Annotated in this window: 20 protein-coding genes; 11 read left to right on the top strand and 9 right to left on the bottom strand. The window is 67.2% G+C overall.

The window, feature by feature from the left end:
* Positions 1 to 17 precede the first annotated feature (17 nt).
* Both P0645_RS06850 and P0645_RS06855 read right to left on the bottom strand, forming a co-directional pair.
* Positions 18 to 980 (bottom strand): UDP-glucuronic acid decarboxylase family protein, encoded by a 963-nt coding sequence (locus P0645_RS06850; protein ID WP_284163836.1) that lies wholly within the window; start codon positions 978 to 980, stop codon positions 18 to 20.
* A gap of 316 nt (positions 981 to 1,296) precedes the next feature.
* The gene (locus tag P0645_RS06855; protein ID WP_284163837.1) at positions 1,297 to 1,908 is read right to left on the bottom strand and encodes a 2-dehydro-3-deoxy-6-phosphogalactonate aldolase; all 612 of its coding nucleotides are present in this window, start codon (positions 1,906 to 1,908) and stop codon (positions 1,297 to 1,299) included.
* A gap of 540 nt (positions 1,909 to 2,448) precedes the next feature.
* On the opposite strand from P0645_RS06855, the gene rfbC reads away from it, so the two are divergent.
* Genes rfbC through rfbA form a run of 5 tightly spaced genes read left to right on the top strand, consistent with a single transcriptional unit; the run spans position 2,449 to position 6,278 of the window.
* Complete coding sequence (rfbC, locus tag P0645_RS06860; RefSeq protein WP_284163838.1) at positions 2,449 to 3,018, top strand: dTDP-4-dehydrorhamnose 3,5-epimerase; 570 nt, start codon at positions 2,449 to 2,451, stop codon at positions 3,016 to 3,018.
* Positions 3,015 to 4,055, top strand: coding sequence for a dTDP-glucose 4,6-dehydratase (gene rfbB, locus P0645_RS06865; protein WP_284163839.1), 1,041 nt, complete (start codon positions 3,015 to 3,017; stop codon positions 4,053 to 4,055). The genes rfbC and rfbB overlap by 4 nt, the downstream gene beginning before the upstream one ends.
* Positions 4,055 to 4,522, top strand: coding sequence for a metal-dependent hydrolase (locus tag P0645_RS06870; protein WP_284163840.1), 468 nt, complete (start codon positions 4,055 to 4,057; stop codon positions 4,520 to 4,522). The genes rfbB and P0645_RS06870 overlap by 1 nt, the downstream gene beginning before the upstream one ends.
* Positions 4,519 to 5,391, top strand: coding sequence for a dTDP-4-dehydrorhamnose reductase (gene rfbD / locus P0645_RS06875; protein ID WP_284163841.1), 873 nt, complete (start codon positions 4,519 to 4,521; stop codon positions 5,389 to 5,391). Before P0645_RS06870 ends, rfbD begins: the two co-directional genes overlap by 4 nt.
* The gene (rfbA, locus tag P0645_RS06880) at positions 5,388 to 6,278 is read left to right on the top strand and encodes a glucose-1-phosphate thymidylyltransferase RfbA (protein WP_284163842.1); all 891 of its coding nucleotides are present in this window, start codon (positions 5,388 to 5,390) and stop codon (positions 6,276 to 6,278) included. Before rfbD ends, rfbA begins: the two co-directional genes overlap by 4 nt.
* 85 nt (positions 6,279 to 6,363) lie before the next feature.
* Here the strand turns inward: rfbA and P0645_RS06885 are convergent, their stop codons facing one another.
* Positions 6,364 to 7,536, bottom strand: a complete 1,173-nt coding sequence (locus tag P0645_RS06885) for a glycosyltransferase family 4 protein (RefSeq protein ID WP_284163843.1) — start codon at positions 7,534 to 7,536, stop codon at positions 6,364 to 6,366.
* 156 nt (positions 7,537 to 7,692) lie between these two features.
* Between P0645_RS06885 and P0645_RS06890 the strand changes: the two genes are divergently transcribed.
* Positions 7,693 to 8,814: a glycosyltransferase family 4 protein gene (locus P0645_RS06890; protein WP_284163844.1), complete on the top strand. Its 1,122-nt coding sequence runs from the start codon at positions 7,693 to 7,695 to the stop codon at positions 8,812 to 8,814.
* 279 nt (positions 8,815 to 9,093) lie between these two features.
* Here the strand turns inward: P0645_RS06890 and P0645_RS06895 are convergent, their stop codons facing one another.
* From P0645_RS06895 to P0645_RS06905, 3 genes are all read right to left on the bottom strand, one after another.
* Entirely contained in the window at positions 9,094 to 10,365 is a 1,272-nt protein-coding gene (locus P0645_RS06895) for a bifunctional folylpolyglutamate synthase/dihydrofolate synthase (RefSeq protein WP_284163845.1), read from the bottom strand.
* Between the two features lie 90 nt (positions 10,366 to 10,455).
* The gene (gene accD, locus P0645_RS06900) at positions 10,456 to 11,361 is read right to left on the bottom strand and encodes an acetyl-CoA carboxylase, carboxyltransferase subunit beta (protein ID WP_284163846.1); all 906 of its coding nucleotides are present in this window, start codon (positions 11,359 to 11,361) and stop codon (positions 10,456 to 10,458) included.
* Positions 11,362 to 11,450: 89 nt separating this feature from the next.
* Complete coding sequence (locus P0645_RS06905; RefSeq protein WP_284163847.1) at positions 11,451 to 12,350, bottom strand: CPBP family intramembrane glutamic endopeptidase; 900 nt, start codon at positions 12,348 to 12,350, stop codon at positions 11,451 to 11,453.
* 100 nt (positions 12,351 to 12,450) lie between these two features.
* Here P0645_RS06905 and P0645_RS06910 point away from each other — a divergent pair, with 100 nt between their 5' ends.
* From P0645_RS06910 to P0645_RS06930, 5 genes are all read left to right on the top strand, one after another.
* Positions 12,451 to 13,083, top strand: coding sequence for a hypothetical protein (locus P0645_RS06910; RefSeq protein WP_284163848.1), 633 nt, complete (start codon positions 12,451 to 12,453; stop codon positions 13,081 to 13,083).
* On the top strand, positions 13,080 to 13,874 hold the full coding sequence (locus P0645_RS06915) for a DUF6478 family protein (protein ID WP_284163849.1): 795 nt from the start codon (positions 13,080 to 13,082) through the stop codon (positions 13,872 to 13,874). Before P0645_RS06910 ends, P0645_RS06915 begins: the two co-directional genes overlap by 4 nt.
* A gap of 11 nt (positions 13,875 to 13,885) precedes the next feature.
* A complete protein-coding gene (locus tag P0645_RS06920; protein WP_284163850.1) occupies positions 13,886 to 14,242 on the top strand; it encodes a hypothetical protein in 357 nt (118 codons plus the stop codon).
* An 89-nt stretch (positions 14,243 to 14,331) separates the two neighbouring features.
* Positions 14,332 to 16,353, top strand: a complete 2,022-nt coding sequence (locus P0645_RS06925; protein WP_284163851.1) for an NADPH-dependent 2,4-dienoyl-CoA reductase — start codon at positions 14,332 to 14,334, stop codon at positions 16,351 to 16,353.
* A 190-nt stretch (positions 16,354 to 16,543) separates the two neighbouring features.
* Entirely contained in the window at positions 16,544 to 17,449 is a 906-nt protein-coding gene (locus P0645_RS06930; protein WP_284163852.1) for a LysR family transcriptional regulator, read from the top strand.
* A 46-nt stretch (positions 17,450 to 17,495) separates the two neighbouring features.
* Here P0645_RS06930 and P0645_RS06935 read toward each other — a convergent pair whose 3' ends face one another.
* From P0645_RS06935 to P0645_RS06945, 3 genes are read right to left on the bottom strand one after another with little or no spacing between them, the layout of a single operon-like run.
* A complete protein-coding gene (locus tag P0645_RS06935; protein ID WP_284163853.1) occupies positions 17,496 to 18,494 on the bottom strand; it encodes an OmpA family protein in 999 nt (332 codons plus the stop codon).
* The gene (locus P0645_RS06940) at positions 18,491 to 19,195 is read right to left on the bottom strand and encodes a GNAT family N-acetyltransferase (protein ID WP_284163854.1); all 705 of its coding nucleotides are present in this window, start codon (positions 19,193 to 19,195) and stop codon (positions 18,491 to 18,493) included. Before P0645_RS06940 ends, P0645_RS06935 begins: the two co-directional genes overlap by 4 nt.
* Complete coding sequence (locus P0645_RS06945; RefSeq protein WP_284163855.1) at positions 19,192 to 19,923, bottom strand: competence/damage-inducible protein A; 732 nt, start codon at positions 19,921 to 19,923, stop codon at positions 19,192 to 19,194. The genes P0645_RS06940 and P0645_RS06945 overlap by 4 nt, the downstream gene beginning before the upstream one ends.
* Positions 19,924 to 19,928: the final 5 nt, after the last annotated feature.

Raw genomic sequence — 19,928 nt, forward strand, 5'->3', positions numbered from 1 at the left:
TCTCTCGTGCTCCCGGGTCATGGTGCCGCCGCGCCGCTTCTCAGGCGGTCGAAATAGGCGATGGTCCGCATGAGCCCGTCGCGCAGCTTGACCTGCGGCTCCCAGCCGAGCGCCTTGCGGGCAAAGCCTATGTCGGGGCGGCGCTGGACCGGATCGTCATGCGGCAGCGGCTCAAAGACCAGCGTCGAGCGCGATCCGGTCAGATCGACCACCAGTTCCGCCAGTTCGCGGATCGTCATCTCGACCGGGTTGCCGATGTTCATCGGGCCGGTGATCTCGTCGCCGGTGTTCATCAGCCGGATCAGCCCCTCGATCAGATCGTCGGCAAAGCAGAAGGACCGGGTCTGGTTGCCCTCGCCGTAGATGGTGATCGGCTTGCCCTCAAGCGCCTGCATGATGAAATTCGACACGACGCGGCCGTCCTGCGGATGCATGCGCGGCCCGTAGGTGTTGAAGATGCGCGCGACCTTGATGCGCAGCTTGTGCTGGCGATGATAGTCGAAGAACAAAGTCTCGGCGCAGCGCTTGCCCTCGTCATAGCACGACCGGAAGCCGATCGGGTTGACGTTGCCCCAATAATCCTCGGTCTGGGGATGCACGGTCGGGTCGCCGTAGACCTCGGATGTCGAGGCCTGAAGGATCTTGGCGCGCAGACGCTTCGCAAGCCCCAGCATGTTGATCGCGCCATGGACGCTTGTCTTGGTCGTCTGCACCGGATCGTGCTGGTAATGCACCGGGCTTGCCGGGCAGGCGAGGTTGTAGATCTCGTCGACCTCCACATAAAGCGGGAAGGTCACGTCATGGCGCATGATCTCGAAACGCGGATTGCCGATCAGATGGGCAACATTGTCGCGGCGGCCGGTGAAGTAATTGTCGATGCAAAGAACATCATGGCCCGCGTCCAGCAGGCGTTCGCAGAGATGCGAGCCCAGAAAGCCCGCGCCCCCCGTCACCAGAACGCGCTTCGATGTCAGACCCATTCCCTGTCTTCCTCCTGACCACGCCCAGGTATCTCAAGGTCAGCGGTGATCCTGTCCGCCGTGCGGCTGCCTCAGGGCCAAGCGCCCGCCGCCTTGCAGACCGTCAATGACATCAACCAACCGCTATCGCTGAAACCCTGCACCCGGCAGCCAACCACATGCTGCCTATAGTCTTGATGCCTCAGTTCGGGCCAGCAATCCAGCCTCATGCCGCTGCGCTGTTTCTTCAGCGAGATCAATCTGCCGACCGCCGGGCGATTGCGACGGCCCCGGCAGCGCGAGGGCCGACAGCCGCCAACGGGCGAGTCGGTCGGCGCTAATGCGCGCCCCGCGCGGCGTCGAAGGCCTCGACGATGGCGCGCGCCCGTGTGCCGACCTCTGCCAGGCTCATGCCCGGCTTGTAGAGCGCGCTGCCGATGCCGAACCCGTCTGCCCCGGCATTGATCCAGCTTGCGAAATTCTCCGGCCCCGCGCCGCCGACCGCGAAGACCTGCGTCCCGCGCGGCAGGATGGCGCGGATCGCCTTCAGCCCGTCGGGTCCGAGCATGGAACCGGGGAAAAGCTTCAGCCCGTCCGCCCCCGCCTGAAGCGCGGTGAAACATTCCGTCGGCGTCATCACGCCCGGCCAGCTTTCCATCCCGTGCGCCTTGGTCTGGCCGATCACCACAGGGTCGCAATTGGGCGAAACGACCAGCCGCCCGCCCGCATAGGCCACCGCCTCGACATCCGCCTCGGTCAGCACCGTGCCCGCCCCGATCAGTGCCCGGTCGCCGAAGGCCCCGGCAAGTTCCGCGATCGAATGAAGCGGTTCGGGTGAATTGAGCGGCACTTCGATCCGGTCGATCCCGGCCTGAAGCAGAACGCGCCCGACCGGCACCGCCTCGGCCGGTGTCAGCCCGCGCAGGATGGCGATGATCGGGCGGCTCATGGCTGCCCCCCGCACAGGCGCAGGGCGACGCTTGGATGGCCCGGCCAGACGCGCGACGGGCGCCACCATCTCGGTGGCTTGCCACGACATGCGGCAGGCCCGCCTTTCCTGAAGGGTCTCAAGTTCACAACATTGCCCGCGCAGACATACACCCAGGTTCCGGGGGTGTTCATATCCAACAGGACCTGATCGGCGTCCGCCTCGCAAGTCTGGAATCCCGCCGTTGGCGGTCTTTCGCCCCGACGCGGCTGCGTAGGCAGCGTGATGATTCGCCCGGCAGGGAAAGGGACAGGCCTGTCGGGCGCGGTTCGCAGCATGAGCATATCCTGCCGGTCCAATATTCGGAACAAGGTTCTGTATATCGAAATCATAGGCCTGCTGGAGCCCGTGGCGCAAGAGGGGCCCGGGCGGGCCGGGAGCCTGCGCCAGCCTGTCGGCAAGCCGTCGCCGGTTGATGCGAGATAGAAGACCAATGGTGGCAAGCGACTTTTCACCGACCCTGGTTCGGTCTAAGACCCGGCGAAACCCGAGGATGACTTGATGCAGATTGAAGAAACGCCGCTTTCCGGCTGCCTTGTTCTCACCCCGCGCCGCTTTGGCGATGCGCGTGGCTGGTTCAGCGAGGTCTGGAACAAGCAGACCCTGGCCGCGAACGGCATCCATTATGACTTCGTGCAGGACAATCATTCCTCTTCCAGCGAGGTTGGAACCGTGCGCGGCCTGCATTTCCAGTCGCCGCCGCATGCCCAGACAAAGCTTGTCCGCTGCGGCCGGGGCCGGGTCTTCGACGTGGCGGTCGACATCCGCGTGGGTTCACCGAGCTTCGGCAAGTGGTTCGGCACCGAACTGTCGGCCGAGAACGGCCGGCAGCTTCTGATCCCTGCGGGGTTTCTGCACGGGTTCGTCACCCGCGAGCCTGACAGCGAACTCCTTTACAAATGCTCCGACGTCTATGCGCCGGACTGCGACGGTGCGATCCGGTTCGACGACCCCGACATCGGCATCGACTGGGGGATAGACCCCGCGTCGGCAATCCTGTCCGACAAGGACCGGGCGGCACCCTTCCTGAAGGACTTCAAATCGCCCTTCACCTACGAGGCACAGGCATGAAACTTCTCGTCACCGGCGGCGCGGGCTTCATCGGGTCGGCGGTCGTGCGCCGTGCGATCAACGCGGGCCATTCGGTCGTGAACCTCGACAAGCTGACTTACGCGGGGTCGCTGACCAATGTGGCCGAGGTCTCGGCCAGCCCGAACTACGCCTTCGAACAGGCCGATATCTGCGACCGGCCGCGCATCGACACGATCCTGGCCAAGCATCAGCCCGACGCGATCATGCATCTGGCGGCCGAAAGCCATGTCGACCGGTCGATCGACGGACCGGACACTTTCATCCAGACCAATATCAACGGCACCTATGTGATGCTGGAGGCGGCCCGGACTTACTGGGCTGCGCGCGGCAGGCCCGCCGATTTCCGTTTCCACCATATCTCGACCGACGAGGTGTTCGGTTCGCTCGGCCCCACCGGCAAGTTTACCGAAGAGACGCCCTATGACCCGCGTTCGCCCTATTCGGCCTCGAAGGCGGCCTCCGACCATCTGGTCCGCGCCTGGCATGAAACCTACGGCCTGCCGGTCGTCTTGACCAATTGTTCGAACAATTACGGTCCCTACCACTTCCCTGAAAAGCTGATCCCGGTGGTGATCCTGAAGGCGCTCGCGGGCGCCCCGATCCCGATCTATGGCAAGGGCGACAACATCCGCGACTGGCTCTTCGTCGAGGATCATGCCGATGCGCTGCTTCTCGTCGTGCAGAAGGGCGCCCTTGGCCGCAGCTACAATATCGGCGGCGAGAACGAGGCCTCGAACCTCGACCTCGTCCAGAAGATCTGCGCGATCCTTGATGAAAAGCGTCCCGGCAATGCGCCCTATGCCGAACAGATCACCTTCGTCGCCGACCGCCCGGGCCATGACCAGCGCTATGCGATCGACCCGTCCCGCATCCGCGAGGAGCTGGGCTGGCGGCCGTCGGTCACCATCGACGAGGGGCTGGAGAAAACCGTGCAGTGGTTCCTTGAACACGAGGACTGGTGGCGCGCGCTTCAGGACCGGGATGGTGTGGGCCAAAGGCTTGGGACGGCGGGCTGATGCTGACGGCCCATCTTCCTGCAGGATACGTGCTTGCGCGCGGCTTGCGCGCGCCCGACCGCCGGGCGATGGGCGCCGCCCTGCTGGGGTCGGTCGTTCCGGACTTCGACCTGATCTTCTTCTATCTTGTCGATGACCGGGCCTTCCACCATCACCGCTACTGGGTTCATATCCCGGCCTTCTGGGCCGCCGTCGCGCTCGTGGCTCTGCCGCTTTTGTGGCGCACCGTCTGGCGTCTGCCCGCGCTCTTCTTCTTCGCGGCAATCCTCCTTCACCTGATCCTCGACAGTCTTGCGGGTTCGATCATGTGGCTCGCGCCCTTCGACGACGGCCTTTATGCGCTGGTCACCGTGCCGCCGACCCGAAGTCACTGGATCCTGTCTTTCATGCTGCACTGGACATTTATCGCTGAACTGGCGATCTGGGGCTGTGCGCTCGCGCTCTTCTACAGGAGGTCCGCCCGATGAAAGCGCTCGTTTTCGGCACCACCGGTCAGGTCGCCATCGAGATCGCCCGCAACGCCCCCTTGGTCGGAATGGAGATCGAGGCCCTTGACCGGGTGCATGCCGATCTGACCGATCCGGCGGCCTGTGCTGCACTGGTCACGGCGACGGACGCCGACATCGTCATCAATGCCGCCGCCTATACAGCCGTCGATGCGGCGGAGAGCGATCTTGCGACCGCCCAGCTTGTGAATGCTGATGCCCCTGGGGCAATGGCGCGGGCGGCGGCGACGCGGGGCCTGCCGTTCCTGCATGTCTCGACCGATTATGTGTTCGATGGCGCGGGCGCCCGGCCTTGGGAAGAGGGTGACGCCGTTGCCCCGCTCGGCGCCTATGGCGCCACGAAACTGGACGGCGAGCGGCAGGTGACGGCCGCAGGCGGGCCGCATGTGATCCTGCGCACGGCCTGGGTCTTTTCGGCCCATGGCAAGAATTTCGTCAAGACCATGCTCAGGCTAGGGGCCGAGCGCGAGGCGCTGTCGGTCGTCGACGACCAGCGCGGCGGCCCGACGCCCGCGCATGAAATCGCGAAGGCGCTCATTGCCATCGGTCTCAGCTTCCATGAGGGACGCGGACAGTCAGGCATCTTCCATTTCGCGGGCGGCCCGGCCTGTTCCTGGGCCGATTTCGCCGAGGCGATCTTTGCCGCCTCATCGATCGGCAGGAAACCGACGGTCAGACGCATCACGACGGCGGAATTCCCCACCCCGGCCCGCCGCCCTGCCAATTCGGTGCTGAACTGCACCAAGATCCGCGACATCTATTCTATCGGCCAGCCCGACTGGCGGACCGGCCTGAAGACTGTAATCCGCGAACTGGAGAGCGAAGCATGACCACCACAGGCCGTAAAGGCATCATCCTCGCGGGCGGGTCGGGCACACGGCTTTATCCGATCACCCATGCGGTGTCGAAACAGATGCTGCCGCTCTATGACAAGCCGATGATCTACTATCCGCTGTCGGCGCTCATGCTCGCGGGCATCCGCGAGGTCTGCATCATCTCGACCCCGCGCGACCTGCCGCAGTTCTCGGCACTTCTGGGCGATGGCAAGGACTGGGGCATGCGCTTCGACTATGTCGTCCAGCCCTCGCCCGACGGGCTGGCGCAGGCCTATATCCTGGCGGAGGATTTCCTGGCCGGGGCGCCTTCGGCCATGGTTCTGGGCGACAATGTCTTTTTCGGAGAGGGCCTGCCCGCCCGTCTCGCCGCAGCTGACGAGCGTGAAACCGGTGGCACGGTCTTCGGCTATCGCGTCTCGGACCCCGAGCGGTACGGCGTGGTGGAGTTCGACCGTGAAGGCCGCGTCCTGTCGCTGGTCGAAAAGCCGGAGAAGCCGAAAAGTTCCTATGCGGTGACGGGCATCTATTTCCTGGACGGCTCCGCCGCCGCCCGCGCCAAGGCGATCAAACCCTCGCCGCGAGGCGAGCTGGAGATCACCGATCTTCTGAACCATTACCGGACCGATGGCACGTTGAATGTCGAAAAGCTCGGGCGCGGTTTCGCCTGGCTCGACACCGGCACGCATGAAAGCCTTCTGGAGGCGGCCGAATTCATCCGCACCATCGAGGAACGGCAGAACCTCAAGGTCGGCTGCCCCGAGGAGATCGCCTTCGAAAACGGCTGGATCGATGCGGGTCAGTTGAGGGAACTGGCGAAGCCCTATCTCAAGACCCAGTATGGCCGCTATCTGGCGCGGATCGCCGACGAGGCGGAAGCCTGAGGAGGCGCCTCATCGTCGTCCTTCGGACGCTCTTCGGCGGGCCCGAAGAGAAGCGAAGCGCACGATGAGGGGCCCCGGGCCAATCCTAACGGCCCTGCGCGCGGCGGAAGGACCGCTCCGCCAGGTCCGCGGCGCGGTCCCAGCCGAAGCGGCGCGCGCGCGCCAACGCCCGCCCGGCGAGCCTTTGCTGCAGGCCCGGCGTCGCGATGAGCTCTGCCGCGCGCGCCGCGAGTTCGGCCGCATCCTCGGGCTCGAAATAGAGGCCCGCGTCTCCCACCACTTCGGGCAGGCTGCCGCGATTGGCGGCAAGGACCGGCGTTCCGCAGGACATGGCTTCCAGCGCAGGCAGGCCGAAGCCTTCCCAGAGCGAGGGCATGACAAGGGCCGAGGCGGCATTCAAGAGTTCCGCCATCTCTTCATCGGGAATTTCGCCGGTGAAGAGGATCCGGTCGGAGGTGCGGGCATCGCGGCTCGCGCCCGCCTTCAGTTCGTCGATATTGTCCCAGAACCGCGCGCCGGTCGTGCGGCCGACGATGGCGAGGCAGGTGTCGGGGCAGGCGGCGAGGATCGCGGGCATCGCCTCGATCAGCCTCAGCACGTTCTTGTGGCGGTTGAAGCCGCCGACATAGACGAGCAGCGGCGCGCCTTCGGGAATGCCGTGGCGGGCCCGTGCGGCGGCGCGGCGGGCGGGATCGGGGGTCGGCCGGAACAGGGCTTCGGCCCCTTCGGTCACCACATCGATCCGGTCGCGGCGCACCTTCAGGAGCGCAGCGATATCGGCGGCAGAGGCCTCTGACACGGTCATCACGCGGCGCGCCTGTCTGAGGGCAAGCCAGGTTTTTGCCTTCCAGAACAGCTCGTTGCGTTTCGTGGGGAAGATCAGGTCGGGGAACCGTTCTGGGATCGTGTCATGGATGCACACGACCTTCGGCACGCGCGACAAGACCGGGTAGAAGGAATAGTGCGCCGGGAAGAAGAGGACGTCGGCGCCGAGACGGGCGGCCGCCTTCGACTGGGTCCACATGTCGGCCCCGCCGCGCGCGCCCTTGCCGCTGGCCGCCGCCGCCATCGATTGGCCCGCACCGGCGACGGCGACATCGACCCCCGGCGGCACCGGCCGGTCGGGGGGTGTATCGAAGAGGAGCGTATAGCGGAAGCCGCGGTCGCGTTCGGCAAGGGCGAAGACGAGCGAGCGGGTGAAGCGGCCGAAGCCACGTTCATTGCCCCAGGAGCTTGCATCGATGCCGACGTGAATCACCGGGCTGCCTCTCATTGATACCGGTACGGCACCTATCGGGCCGCTCTGGCCGGACCATGGCCTGAAGGCGGCCCGACCGCAACGCCCGCGCGACTTTCGCTTGCCAGAGCGCCGCGCCCCGGCCATCTAGGCGGAATGAAGCCCGGGACGAAACAATTGCGCATCCTCGAGATCGGCACCCAGCTGGGGGTGGGCGGAATCACCCGCCATATCCTTGCGCTCAGGGACTGGCTGGTCGCGCATGGTCATGAGGTGACGCTTGCCGGATCGCCGGATGTCTGGGTGAATGGGGGGACGGGGCATCCCTATCTCGAATTGCCGGTCAACCGGGTGGCGGGCGGCGGCGGGTCGCTGCCCGGGCGGCTGATGGCGCTGGCGGGGGCGGCGTGGCGGTTGCGGCGCTGGCTGAAGCGCCATCCGGTGGATGTGATCCATGCCCATGACAGCGCGCCCGCGCTGGTGGCGGCGCTTGCCCGCAAGGGGCTGAATATCCCGCTGATCGTGACCTATCACGGATCGGAGCCCGAGCGGATCGCGGGCTTCGGGCGGATCGCGCGGATGTGCGACCTGACGGTGACGCCGAGCCATCGGAGTGCGGAAGACCTTGCCACCATCGGGGGCGTGCCGCCCGAGCGGCTGAAGGTCATCGGGCTGGGTGTGGCTCCGCCGCCAGAGGTCAGCGCGGCCGAGGTGGCGGCGCTGCGCGCGCGGCTGATGGGCGACGGCGAGAGGGTGATCCTGACCCTGGTGCGGCTGGCCCATCAGAAGGGCGTCGATATCCTGATCGACTGCGTGGCGCGGCTGAGGAAGGACCATCCCGGCTGGCGCTTCATCGTGGCGGGCGACGGGCCGGACGAGGCGGCGCTGAAGACGCTGGCGCGGGAGAGGGGCGTCCTTCCGTCGCTGAGCTTCATCGGCCGCACGTCGGAACCGCATCTGCATCTTTGCGCCGCCGACCTTTTCCTTCTGACCTCGCGCTGGGAGGCCCTGCCCTTCACCATCGTCGAGGCGTTCCGGGCGGGCTGTCCGGCGGTGGCGACCGCCTGTTCGGGGGTCGTCGAGCTGATCGACGAGAGCGTGGGGCGGGTGGTGCCGGTGGGTGATGTTGCGGCGATCTGCGGGGCGGTCGAGGCTGTGCTGGCCGACGAGACCGCGCGCCGGGAGCTGGGCGCGGCGGCGCTGGCGCGGGCGGGGGAGGACCGGTTCGACCCGGACTGGATCCATCCGCAGTTCGAGGCGCTCTATCGCAGCCTGGCGCGACAGGAAGGGCGTCGTTAAGAAGGGGTTAACGGCAGGGGCTGCGCCGGGGCGACGGGGCTGTTCTGCAAGGAAATCCGCCTGAATTTCAGGTGCAGTTCACGTATGCCTGCGCGTGGGTCAGAGCGTGGGCCTGAAGCGGTGCCCGGATGATCGTCCGGCGCGGCCGGGCGGTCCGCGCGCCCCTGGTCGGCGGAGCCGGGAGGGCTCTGCCCTCCCGGACCCTCCCGGGATATTTGAACCAGACTGAAGGGAGCGGCCGTTCAGGGCGGGCGGAATAGCCCGCAGGTGGTCGGCGACCTAGCCGTTCTCGCGCAGGACCGAACCCGCCAGGTAGAGCGAGCCACAGATCAGGATACGCGCGCCGGGCATCAGTTTCGCAATTTTCTGAATTGCCGAAAGGGCATCCTCCGCCGTGTCGGCCTCGATGCCGGCGCCGCAGGCGGCGTCGCGGGTGGCTTCGGCGGGAAGGGTGTTCGGCTCGCCCGGGATCGAGATGGCGGTGAGGCGCTGCACCCGGGGCGCGAGCGGGCGCATGTAGCCCCCGACATCCTTGGTGTTGAGCATGCCGCAGACAAGGTATGTGGATTTGGGGGCCATGCGGGCGAGCGTTGCCGCCACGGCCTGACCGCCCGCCGGATTATGGCCGCCGTCGAGCCAGAGCTCGCACGTTCCCGCCGCTTCGACCAGCGGGCCGTGGGTCAGGCGCTGCATGCGGGCGGGCCAGTAGGCCAGGGTCACTGCCGCCTCGCAGGCGGCCTCGTCGGCGCCGAGATGACGCAGCGCCGCAAGTGCTGCACCCGCATTGTCGATCTGGTGCGGGCCGGGGAGGTTCGGGAGCGGCAGGTCGAGAAGGCCGTTTTCATCCTGGAAGATCAGCCGCCCGCGTTCCTCCCAGGCGCGCCAGTGCTGGCCGTGGACGAGAAGGGGAGAGCCAAGGCGCGCGGCTTTGGCCTCGATCACCTCAAGCCCCGCCTCTTCCTGCGGGCCGACGACGCAGGGCACGCCGCGCTTGAGGATGCCCGCCTTCTCGCCTGCAATCTCGGGCAGAGTTTCGCCCAGGTATTGCTGATGGTCGATCGACACGGGCGTGATGATGGTGAGGCGCGGCACATCGATGACGTTTGTCGCGTCAAGGCGCCCGCCGAGGCCGACCTCAAGGAGCGTCCAGTCGGCGGGGGTGCGGGCGAAGGCGAGAAAGGCCGCGCAGGTGGTGATCTCGAAGAAGGTGATCGCCTCGCCGCCGTTCGCGCGGTCGCATTCGTCGAGGATACGGGTGAGGTCGGCTTCCGAAATCAGCTCTCCGGCCAGCCGGATCCGTTCGTGGAAGCGGGCGAGATGGGGGGAGGTATAGGCATGGACCCTGTCGCCCCGCGCCTGAAGCCCCGCGCGGATCATCGCCTGGGTCGAGCCCTTGCCGTTCGTCCCCGCGATATGGATCAGCGGCGGCAGGCGGCGTTCGGGGTTGCCGAGCGCGGCAAGGAGCCGGTGCATCCGGTCGAGCGTGAGGTCGATGATCTTGGGGTGAAGCGACATCATCCGGGCGAGGATGAGATCGGAGCCTTCGGTCATGCTGCACCTTGGAGGTTTTTCCCCCGGGGCAGAGGCCGGGGGGCTGTCTGCCCCCCGGACCCCCCGAGGATATTTGGAAACGAAAGGGGGTCAGGCGGTTTCGCTGGCCTTGCTGGCAGGGGCGGGCAGGTCGCCCTTCACCGGGGGCGACTGGCGGGTCAGCATGCGCAGGATGGAAATCAGCTCCTCGCGCAGTTTCTTGCGGTGGGTGACGCGGTCGAGCATGCCGTGATCGAGGAGATATTCGGCGCGCTGGAAGCCTTCGGGCAGCTTCTCGCGGATCGTCTGTTCGATGACGCGGGGACCGGCGAAGCAGATGAGCGCGTTCGGTTCGGCGAGCTGCACGTCGCCCAGCATCGCGTAGGAGGCGGTGACGCCGCCGGTCGTGGGGTGGGTGAGGACGACGATATAGGGCAGGCCCGCCTCTTTCAGCATCTCGACCGCCACCGTGGTGCGCGGCATCTGCATGAGCGACAGGATGCCTTCCTGCATGCGCGCGCCGCCTGCGGCGGAAAAGAGGATCAGCGGCAGTTTCTTCTTCACCGCCTGTTCGGCGGCGGCGATCACCGCATTGCCGACATACATGCCCATCGAGCCGCCCATGAAGGTGAAATCCTGCGCGGCGGCGACGATGCGGGTGCGGCCGATCTCGCCTTCCGCCACCAGCATCGCATCCTTCTCGCCGGTCGATTTCTGCGCGGCCCTCATCCGGTCGGGATATTTCTTCTGGTCGCGGAACTGGAGCGGATCGGCGATGGGCTCGGGCACCTTGATCTCGGTGAAGATACCGCCGTCGAAAAAGGAAGCGAACCGTTCGCGCGGCGTGATCGCCATATGATGGTCGCAGTTGGTGCAGACGTTGAGATTGTCGGCCAGCTCTCGGTGGAAGAGCATGGTTCCGCATTCGGAACATTTGGTCCAGAGATTGTCGGGCACCTCGCGGCGCGAGAAGAGCGAGTTGATCTTGGGCCGGACATAATTGGTGATCCAGTTCATGGTCTCATCGCCTTCGCCGCTGGTCGGAGCCCCTCAATTAAGCCCGGGCGGGGTGAAATGCAATCATCGGCGCGGCCGGGCAGGGGCGCTCAGACCCGGAGCGCGAGGCGGACGGCGAGCCAGGCGAGGAGGATGGTCGCGAAATCGACGATCAGGATCGGCAGGACATCGGCGGGCGAGGCGAGGTCGATGGTTCTGGTCCAGAGTGCGAGCCCATCCATGTCGCCCCGGACGCCGATGAAGAGGAAGGCCGCGAGATTGTTGGCGAAATGGAGCCCGATGGCGGCGCCGAGCGTGCCGGTGCGGGCGGTGAGATCGGCGGCGGCGAGGCCGAAGAGCGTGGCCCAGAGGACGATCGGCCAGGCGTTCGCGCCATAGGCACCGGGCTGGTAATGGCCAAGCCCGAACAGAAGCGAGGAGAGGCCGGCCCAGACGAGGGGCGAGCGGAAACGCGCCGCCAGTTCCTGCATGAGGTAGCCGCGGAAGACCAGTTCCTCGGCCGTGACCTGCACAAGGATGCCGAGAAGGGCGGCGGGCAGGTAGAGAAGGAAGGTCGCGAGGCGGAGCCCGGGGTCGGGCCGTTCGGTGGCGAGTGCCAGGAGGAGGACAGCGAGCGTGACGACAAGGACGGCGCGGGCCGCAGCGAGGACGTCGGCGATGGCGGCGCGGCGGTCGCCGAAGAGGGTGGCGGCGCTACGCCCATGGATCAGGCGCACGGTGACCAGGACCGCGAGCGCCATGCCGGTGAAGGAATAGAGGAGGAGGAGTGCGGCGCCGGGCGTGGTGGCGCGCAGCATCGCCTGGGCGATGCCGGCGGCGAGGAGTGTGCCGTAGCGCTGCTGCAGGAATATCCCGAGCGCGAAGAGGAAGGCGAGATAGAGGACGACCACCGCGACCGCGCCGAGGAGCGGCCGCCAGAGCGGCTGGCGCTGGGCCGCGACGGGGGCGGTGAAGGTGGCAAGCGGGCGGTAGCGGGCGACGTCTCTCATCGGGGTGAGCCTATGCGGGTCCGGGGGGCAGGTGCAATCCGGCTTGTATCGCGCGCGTGCCGCGGACTATTCAGGGGCGGGGGAGAAAGGCAGGGCAGAGGTGAAAGGTTCGGTCTGGCGTTTGCGCGCGCGCTTCGCGCCGCTTCTCGTGTTGTTTGCCCTGGTCCTGGGCGCGCACGGTGCCGGCGCCAAGGGCGCGCCGTCGAAGATGAAGATCGGCCCCGGCGGGCTGACCATCGCGGCGCCGCCGGGCTTTTGCGTCGATACGAAGGCCAGCCATAATCTGGAGACCGGGGCCTTCGTCCTTTTCGGCAGTTGCGCGGCGCTGGGGCAGTCGACTTTCGCGGCGAAGCCGAAGAAGGCGGCGATCCTGACCGCCTATGTCACCCCCGGCGCGCCGGAGGGCGATGTCTTTGCCGCCTCTTTCCCGTCGATGGCGAAGTTCCTCGCCTCGGACCCCGGCCGCAAGGCGCTGAGCCGGGCGGGCAAGGCAAAGACGGTGACGATCCAGCGGATCGTGTCGGCGAAGGATGTGCTTTATATTCTTGCAAGCGACAGCGCGCGGCTTGAGGGGCAGGAGGTCGAGCCGGACTATTGGCGGGCGCTTTTCGCGCTGGATGGTCAGATCGTGACGCTTTCGGTGCTTGGCCTGACCAAGCAGCCGCTGCCCCCGGACGAAAAGCGCAGCCTTTTGGAAAAGTTTGTGAGTAAGGTGCGGTCGGAGAACCGTTGAACGGGACAGGCAAGGGGCTGATGGCGATCGGCAGGTTGGACAGGTGGCGGCTGAGGCGCGAGCTGGCGCGCTGGCGGCGCTGGGCGGGCGCGACGGATGGCATGGACGCGGCGGACCTGAGGGACCTGAAGGGGGCGGCGAAGAGCCTTGGCCGCGCGACCTCTCAGCTGGCGGTGCGGGCCGAGGCGGAGATGTCGCGTCATCTGGGCTTAAGCGCAGGGCCGGTCGAGGCGCCGCCGATGGCGGATGTCGCCTGGCGGCCGCAGGCCTGGTGCGGCGCGATTGCGCCGCCCGACGGCGGCGCGCCGGGGCGCAAGATCGGCGAGGAGCTGACGCTTTTCCATGATTGCCCGCTTGACCTTCTGTCCCTGCGTCAGACCCCGAACGCGGCCGGGGACCGGGCGCCGACCGGGCTGGTCCTGTCGGTCTATGATTTTCAGGGCAGCTATCTTTCGCTGTCGCTGCAGCTGCCCGCCGAAAGATTCGCGCTGACCGGCAGCCAGCATGTGATCGCGGTCGAGCTGGCGCTGCGGTCGGAGGCGCCGCAATCCTTCCTCGCGCGGCTGAACATAACCCATGCGGGCACCACGGCGCAGACGAACGCAGGGCTGAACCGGCAGGGGCACGGGCAGGGCGACCGGGCCCTGGCGGAGTTCGACCTTGCGGCCCTGCATCTGAACGAGCGGCGGATCGAGCGGGTCTGGATCGACCTGTTCGTCGAGCGCCCGTCGATGAACCGGATCGCGATCGCCGATCTTGTCGTCTCGCGCCGGCCGCGGGCGCCGATCTGAGGGGAACGAGCATGAAGCTTCTGGAAAGCAGGATCGCCAAGGGCATCTGGCACGGGCTGGTCGCGGCAGAGGCCGCCCCCGGGATCGAGGTCTGGTGGGGCGAGGAACGGCTGACCGAAGTGTCGGTCGAGGCCGCCACGGGGGCGGCGGGCCAGTGGCGTGTGACCGCCCCGATTCCGGCGGCGGCCATGGACGAAGGGGTGCAGGTCTTTCAGGTGATCGACCGCACATCTGGCGCGCGGCTTGGCCATTTCGCGATCAGCGCGGGCGCGCCGGACGGCACCGATCTTGTGGCCGAAGTGGCCCTGTTGCGCGCCGACCTGGATCTGCTGGCGCGGGCGTTCCGCCAGCACTGCCGCGAGGGCTGAGAAACGCCGGTAGCGCGCGATGTGACGCAGCGTCTTCCGTGACACATGCGCTGATTCCGGGGCAGGGTCTGGCCCTGACCGGAGGGCGCATGTCTGACTATCCCCATCTTCTTTCGCCGCTCGACCTTGGCCATGTGACCCTGCCGAACCGGGTCCTGATGGGGTCGATGCACACCAATCTGGAAGAGGTGGGCGACTGGAACCGGGTGGCGGAGTTTTATGCCGAGCGGGCGCGCGGCGGTGTCGGGCTGATGGTCACCGGCGGCATGGCGCCGAACCGCGAGGGCGGCGTGTTTCCCGGCGCGGCGGGCCTGTTTTCCGACAGGGACATCGAGAACCACCGCACGGTCACGGCGCGCGTGCATGAGGCGGGCGGCCGGATCGCGATGCAGATCCTGCATGCCGGGCGCTATGCCTATTCGCCCGATTGCGTGGCACCCTCGGCGATCAAGTCGCCGATCTCTCCTTTCCCGCCGAGGGAACTGGACGAAGAGGGCATCGAAAAGCAGATCGCCGATATCGTCACCGCCGCCGCCCGCGCCCGCGAGGCGGGCTATGACGGGGTCGAGGTGATGGGGTCGGAGGGCTATTTCCTCAACCAGTTCCTTGTCGCCCATACCAACAAGCGCACCGACCGCTGGGGCGGGTCCTACGAGAACCGCATGCGCCTGCCGGTCGAGGTGGTGCGCCGGGTCCGCGCGGCGGTGGGGCAGGACTTCATCCTGATCTACCGGCTGTCGATGATCGACCTGGTGCCCGAAGGTTCGACCTGGGACGAGGTGGTGATGCTTGCCAGGGCGGTCGAGGCGGCGGGTGCCTCGATCATCAATACCGGCATCGGCTGGCACGAGGCGCGCATTCCGACGATTGCGACATCCGTTCCGCGTGCGGCTTTCGCCTGGGTGACAAAGAAGATGATGGGCGAGGTCGGCATTCCGCTGATCACCTCGAACCGGATCAACAGCCCCGAGGTGGCCGAAGAGGTGCTGGCCGGGGGCGGCGCCGACATGGTGTCGATGGCGCGGCCGTTCCTCGCCGATCCGCACTTCGTGCGGAAGGCGGCGACGGGGCGGGCGGCCGAGATTGCGCCCTGCATCGCCTGCAACCAGGCCTGTCTGGACCACACATTCTCGGGCAAGCTGACATCCTGTCTTGTCAATCCGCGCGCCTGCCATGAGACGGAGCTGGTGCTGGAACCGGTCGAGGCGGCCAAGAGGGTCGCTGTCGTCGGCGCCGGTCCTGCCGGGCTGGCGGCGGCGCTGGCGCTGGATGAACGCGGGCATGCGGTGACGCTGTTCGAACGGTCGGGCGAGATCGGCGGGCAGCTGAACCTTGCCAGGCGCGTGCCGGGCAAGGAAGAGTTTCACGGACTGGTCGAGTGGTTCCGGACGCGGGTCGGCCTCAGCGGAATCGATCTCAGGCTGAACAGTCTGGCGCGGCCCGAGGATCTGCGCGGGTATGACGAGGTGATCATCGCGACCGGCGTCCGGCCGCGCGACCCGGGAATCGAGACCACCGCAGGCGCGCAGGTGGCGAGCTATGCCGACATCCTGACCGGCAGCGTGGTTGCGGGCGAGCGGGTCGCGGTGATCGGGGCGGGCGGGATCGGGTTCGACGTCGCCGAGTTTCTGGTCGAGCCGCATCCGAGCCCGACGGTACGCCCGGCAGACTGGCGCCATGAATGGGGCGTTGCCGATCCGGCGGAGCGCGTGGGCGGGCTGGGCCGTCCGGCACCGGAACCGGCGGCGCGGCAGGTGGTTCTGTTGCAGCGCAAGCCCGAGCGGCCGGGCCGCCATCTGGGCAAGACCACCGGCTGGATCCATCGCGCCACCTTGCAGGCCAAGGGCGTCGAGATGCTGGGCGGAGTGAATTACGAACGGATCGAGATGACGGGCCTGCGGGTTTCCTTCGGTCCGGAGCGCGAAAACGGCCGCCTTATTCCGGCGGAAACAATCGTTCTGTGCGCCGGTCAGGAAAGCGAGAGGGGTCTCGCCGACCTGCTGATCGCCGAAGGGCGCAAGGTCCATGTGATCGGCGGCGCCGATGTTGCGGCGGAACTTGACGCAAAAAGGGCAATCGACCAGGGCACGCGACTGGCGGCAATCCTCTGATTTTCCTTAAATTGTTGAGCCGGGTCGCCGATGCGGGCGATCCGGTGTCAACCATTTGGAACCCTTCGGGGCAAAATTGGCCCTATCGGTTCCGAACAATACCCAAGTCTTGTCGGGTCGTTTCCGCATTCTTGCCCAAATTGGCGCTGATACCGGTCCGCGGCGGGCAAATGTCTATTCAGGGTGCACAATGGACCGACTTACAGAAATGGAGGCCTTCGCCACAGTCGTAGACCAGGGGGGGTTCACCGACGCGGCCAAGAAGATGGGGATTTCGAAATCCGCTGTCTCCAAACATGTTTCCGCGCTTGAGGCCCGCCTCGGCGCACGACTTTTGAACCGTACGACCCGGCGTGTTTCGCCGACCGAGATTGGACTGGCCTATTACGACCGAGCCCGCCGCGTTCTGAACGATGCGGGCGAAGCGGATGCCCTTGTCACCTCGATGCAATCTGCACCATCCGGGCTTCTGCGGATATCGGTCGCCACTGACTTTGGCGTCAATCTGCTTTCGCCGATTCTGGGGGACTTCCTTCTGGAATATCCCGAGATCACGGTGAATATGGTTTTGAACAACCGCTATGTGGAACTCATCTCTGAAGGGTTCGACATGGCCATTCGGGTGGGCGAGCTTGAGGATTCCACCCTGCGTGCGCGCAAGCTGACCGACACGGCCAAGCGCATGATCGGCTCGCCCGCCTATTTTTCACGCTACGGCCGGCCGCAGAAGATCGACGATCTGAACGAGCACAAGCTTTTGCATTACTCGAATCAGGCCTCGGGCAACGTCTGGAAGATCACCGCGCCCTCGGGCGAGAAGCGCCAGATCCGCACGGCGGGCTGGCTGACGGTGAACGATGGCCAGTCGCTGCTGAATGCCGCGATCTCGGGCCTCGGCATCGCCTATCTGCCGTCGTTCCTCTATGCGGATGCGATGAAGCAGGGGATGGTCGAAGAGGCGATCCCCGACCTGCCGGTCGAGACCTTGGGCATCTATGCCGTCTATCCGCCGGGCCGCTTTACCCAGCCGAAGGTGCGTGCCTTCATCGATTTCCTTGCCCAGGCCTTTGTCGACAAGGGCCCGGACGCCTGGTAAGCCCGCCCCCGCCAGGGGGGGCTTGCAACCGGCTGCCACCGGATCATCAGCGGGTCGAGGTCAGCACCACCTCGACCCGTCTGTTTTTCTCTCTGCCGTCTTCGGTCATGTTGCTGGCGCGTGGCGCGAGATAGCCCGCGCCCTGCGCCTCGATCCTTGCGGGGTCGGCGCCGAATTCCGACACCAGACGGGCCGCGACCGCCTCTGCACGGCGGCGCGAGAGCGCAATGTTCGCGTCAAGGCCGCCCGAGGCATCGGTATGGCCGACGATGGCGATGCGGGCCTCGGGACTGTCGGCAAGGAACTGCGCGAGTGCCGCCAGTTCGCCCGGCGCGCTCACCTGAAGCTCTGCCGAGCCGGAGGCGAAGCTGAAACCGTCCAGCACGCTGTGGCCGTCGGCAAGAAGCGCGGCAGCAAGATCGCCGCCGATCGCGGCCGGCTGGCCCGGCATCGGTTCTGCGGTGCCGGGTTCTGCGGGGCCGGGTTCTGCGGGGCCGGGTTGCGCGGGGCCGGGTGGGGGCGGCGGCGCGGGTGCGCCGGTCGAGCCGCCGCCCGCGATATGGACCATCTCGACGAAGTCGGTCGCCCCGGCGCGGCTGATCATCAGGCCGACATAATCGGCGCCGGGGCCGACGCCCTTGACGGCCGAGAGATAGCGGAAATCCGACAGGTCGACATGCATGTCGGGTTCGGGAAAGAGCGGGAGGTCGTAGCGGAAGTCGAAACCGCCGCAGGCATCGGTCGCGCAGGCGAAGATCACGCCATAGCCCTGACCGGTCAGCGCTTGCCGGAGCCCCTCGGCGCGCTGCAGCGTGCCCGCGCCCCCGGGCAGGCGCCAGGCGATGCGGGTGATGGTGCCCGCCAGCGCGACCTTCGGCATGCGCCCGCCTTCCCAGGCGCCGACCGCCAGGTCGTAGGCGCCGCCTTCGGCCGGGCGCTGCGCGGTTTGCAGGCTTTCGTCAAGGCCGGGCAGCGTCGGCGGCGCGGCCTGTGCGGCGGCGGCGAGACAGGCCGTCGCAACGGCGATGGTCGCGCCCCGCCTCATCCGGCGCGATAATGGTAGCGGCCGACAGGCGCCATGCCGAGCCGCTCGTAGAGCGCGCGGGCGGCTGTGTTGGATTCGGTGACGGCAAGGCCAAAGCGGGTGGCGCCCGCAGCGCTGGCCCAGGCGGCGGCTGCGCGCATCAGGTTGGCGGCCAGCGCCTTGCGGCGGAAGTCGGGCGCGACATGCAGGGCATGGACCATCGCCAGATCGCCATCAATGGCGACGTAGACGACGCCCGCCGCCCGATCCTCGACCCGGCCGAGGATGGCGGTTTTGGGCAGCGCGCAGCGCGCCATTACCGCCTGCCGCGCCGCGCCGACCCCGCCCTCGGCCCAGAGATCTGCCATGATGGCGAGCGGCGGCCAGATCGGGAAGCTGGTCATATGGCGGGGCGGTTCGGCGGACAGCACGCCGATGGGCGCCTCGTAAAGCACGGTCGGATCGACGATGCGGAGGCCCCGGCGGGCAAGGTCCGCGTCTTCGGCAATGTCGCCGTCGCGCAGGGAAAAGAGCGGTGGCTGGCCGAGTGATGCCTGCGCTTCGAGCGCCGCGTCGATGGTGGTTGCCGCGTCATCCGCCGCGACGGTGGCGGCCGAGACGCGCTTGCCGCCGCCCTTGCCCTCGCGCACCAGCCAGCCGCCCGCGCGACGCAGCGAGGCTGCGGGCCAAGTGCTGTCGAGGGCTGCGAGAAGGTCTGTCATGCGGTCTCGCCGCCCACCAGCGCTGCAAGCCGCAGCATGGCCGCGTCGAGCCGCGCCGCGTCCTGGCCGCGGACGACGAGGTTGGTGCCATAGACCCCGTCCTGCACGAACGGGTAGGAGCCGAAGGCGAGGTCGGCAAATTCTTCGGCCAGCGCGCGCAGGGGGGCGGCGATCACGCCCTCGCCGCGCATCACGCGAAGCGTCTGCGACAGGAGCGGGCGGCCCCCGGTCAGGCGCGGCAGAAGCGAGGCGACCATCGCCTGGAAGATCGTGGGCACGCCCGCCATCACATGGACGTTCTGAAGCGTGAAGCCCGGGGCGGCAGAGATCGGATTGTCGATGAGCGTGGCGCCCTCGGGGACGCGCGCCATGCGGAGCCGCGCCTCGTTCAACTCGACCCCGGAACGGTCGTAATGGGCCTGAAGCAGCGCGCGGGCGTCAGCGCGGACCGAGATCGGCAGGCGGAAGGCTGCCGCCACCGCATCGGCGGTGATGTCGTCATGCGTCGGGCCGATGCCGCCCGAAGTGAAGAGATGATCGGTCGTCGTGCGGAGCGCGTTCACCGCCTGGACGATCGCCTCGTGCCGGTCGGAGACGAAGCGCGCCTCGGTGAGGTCGATGCCGATGCGCGCCAGTTCGCCCGCGAGATAGTGCATGTTGGCGTCGCGGGTGCGGCCCGACAGGATCTCGTCGCCGATGATCAGGATGGAGGCGGTCGGGTTCTGCATCGCGG

This window comes from Frigidibacter sp. SD6-1 (assembly GCF_030143255.1).
Taxonomy (GTDB): domain Bacteria; phylum Pseudomonadota; class Alphaproteobacteria; order Rhodobacterales; family Rhodobacteraceae; genus TMP-24.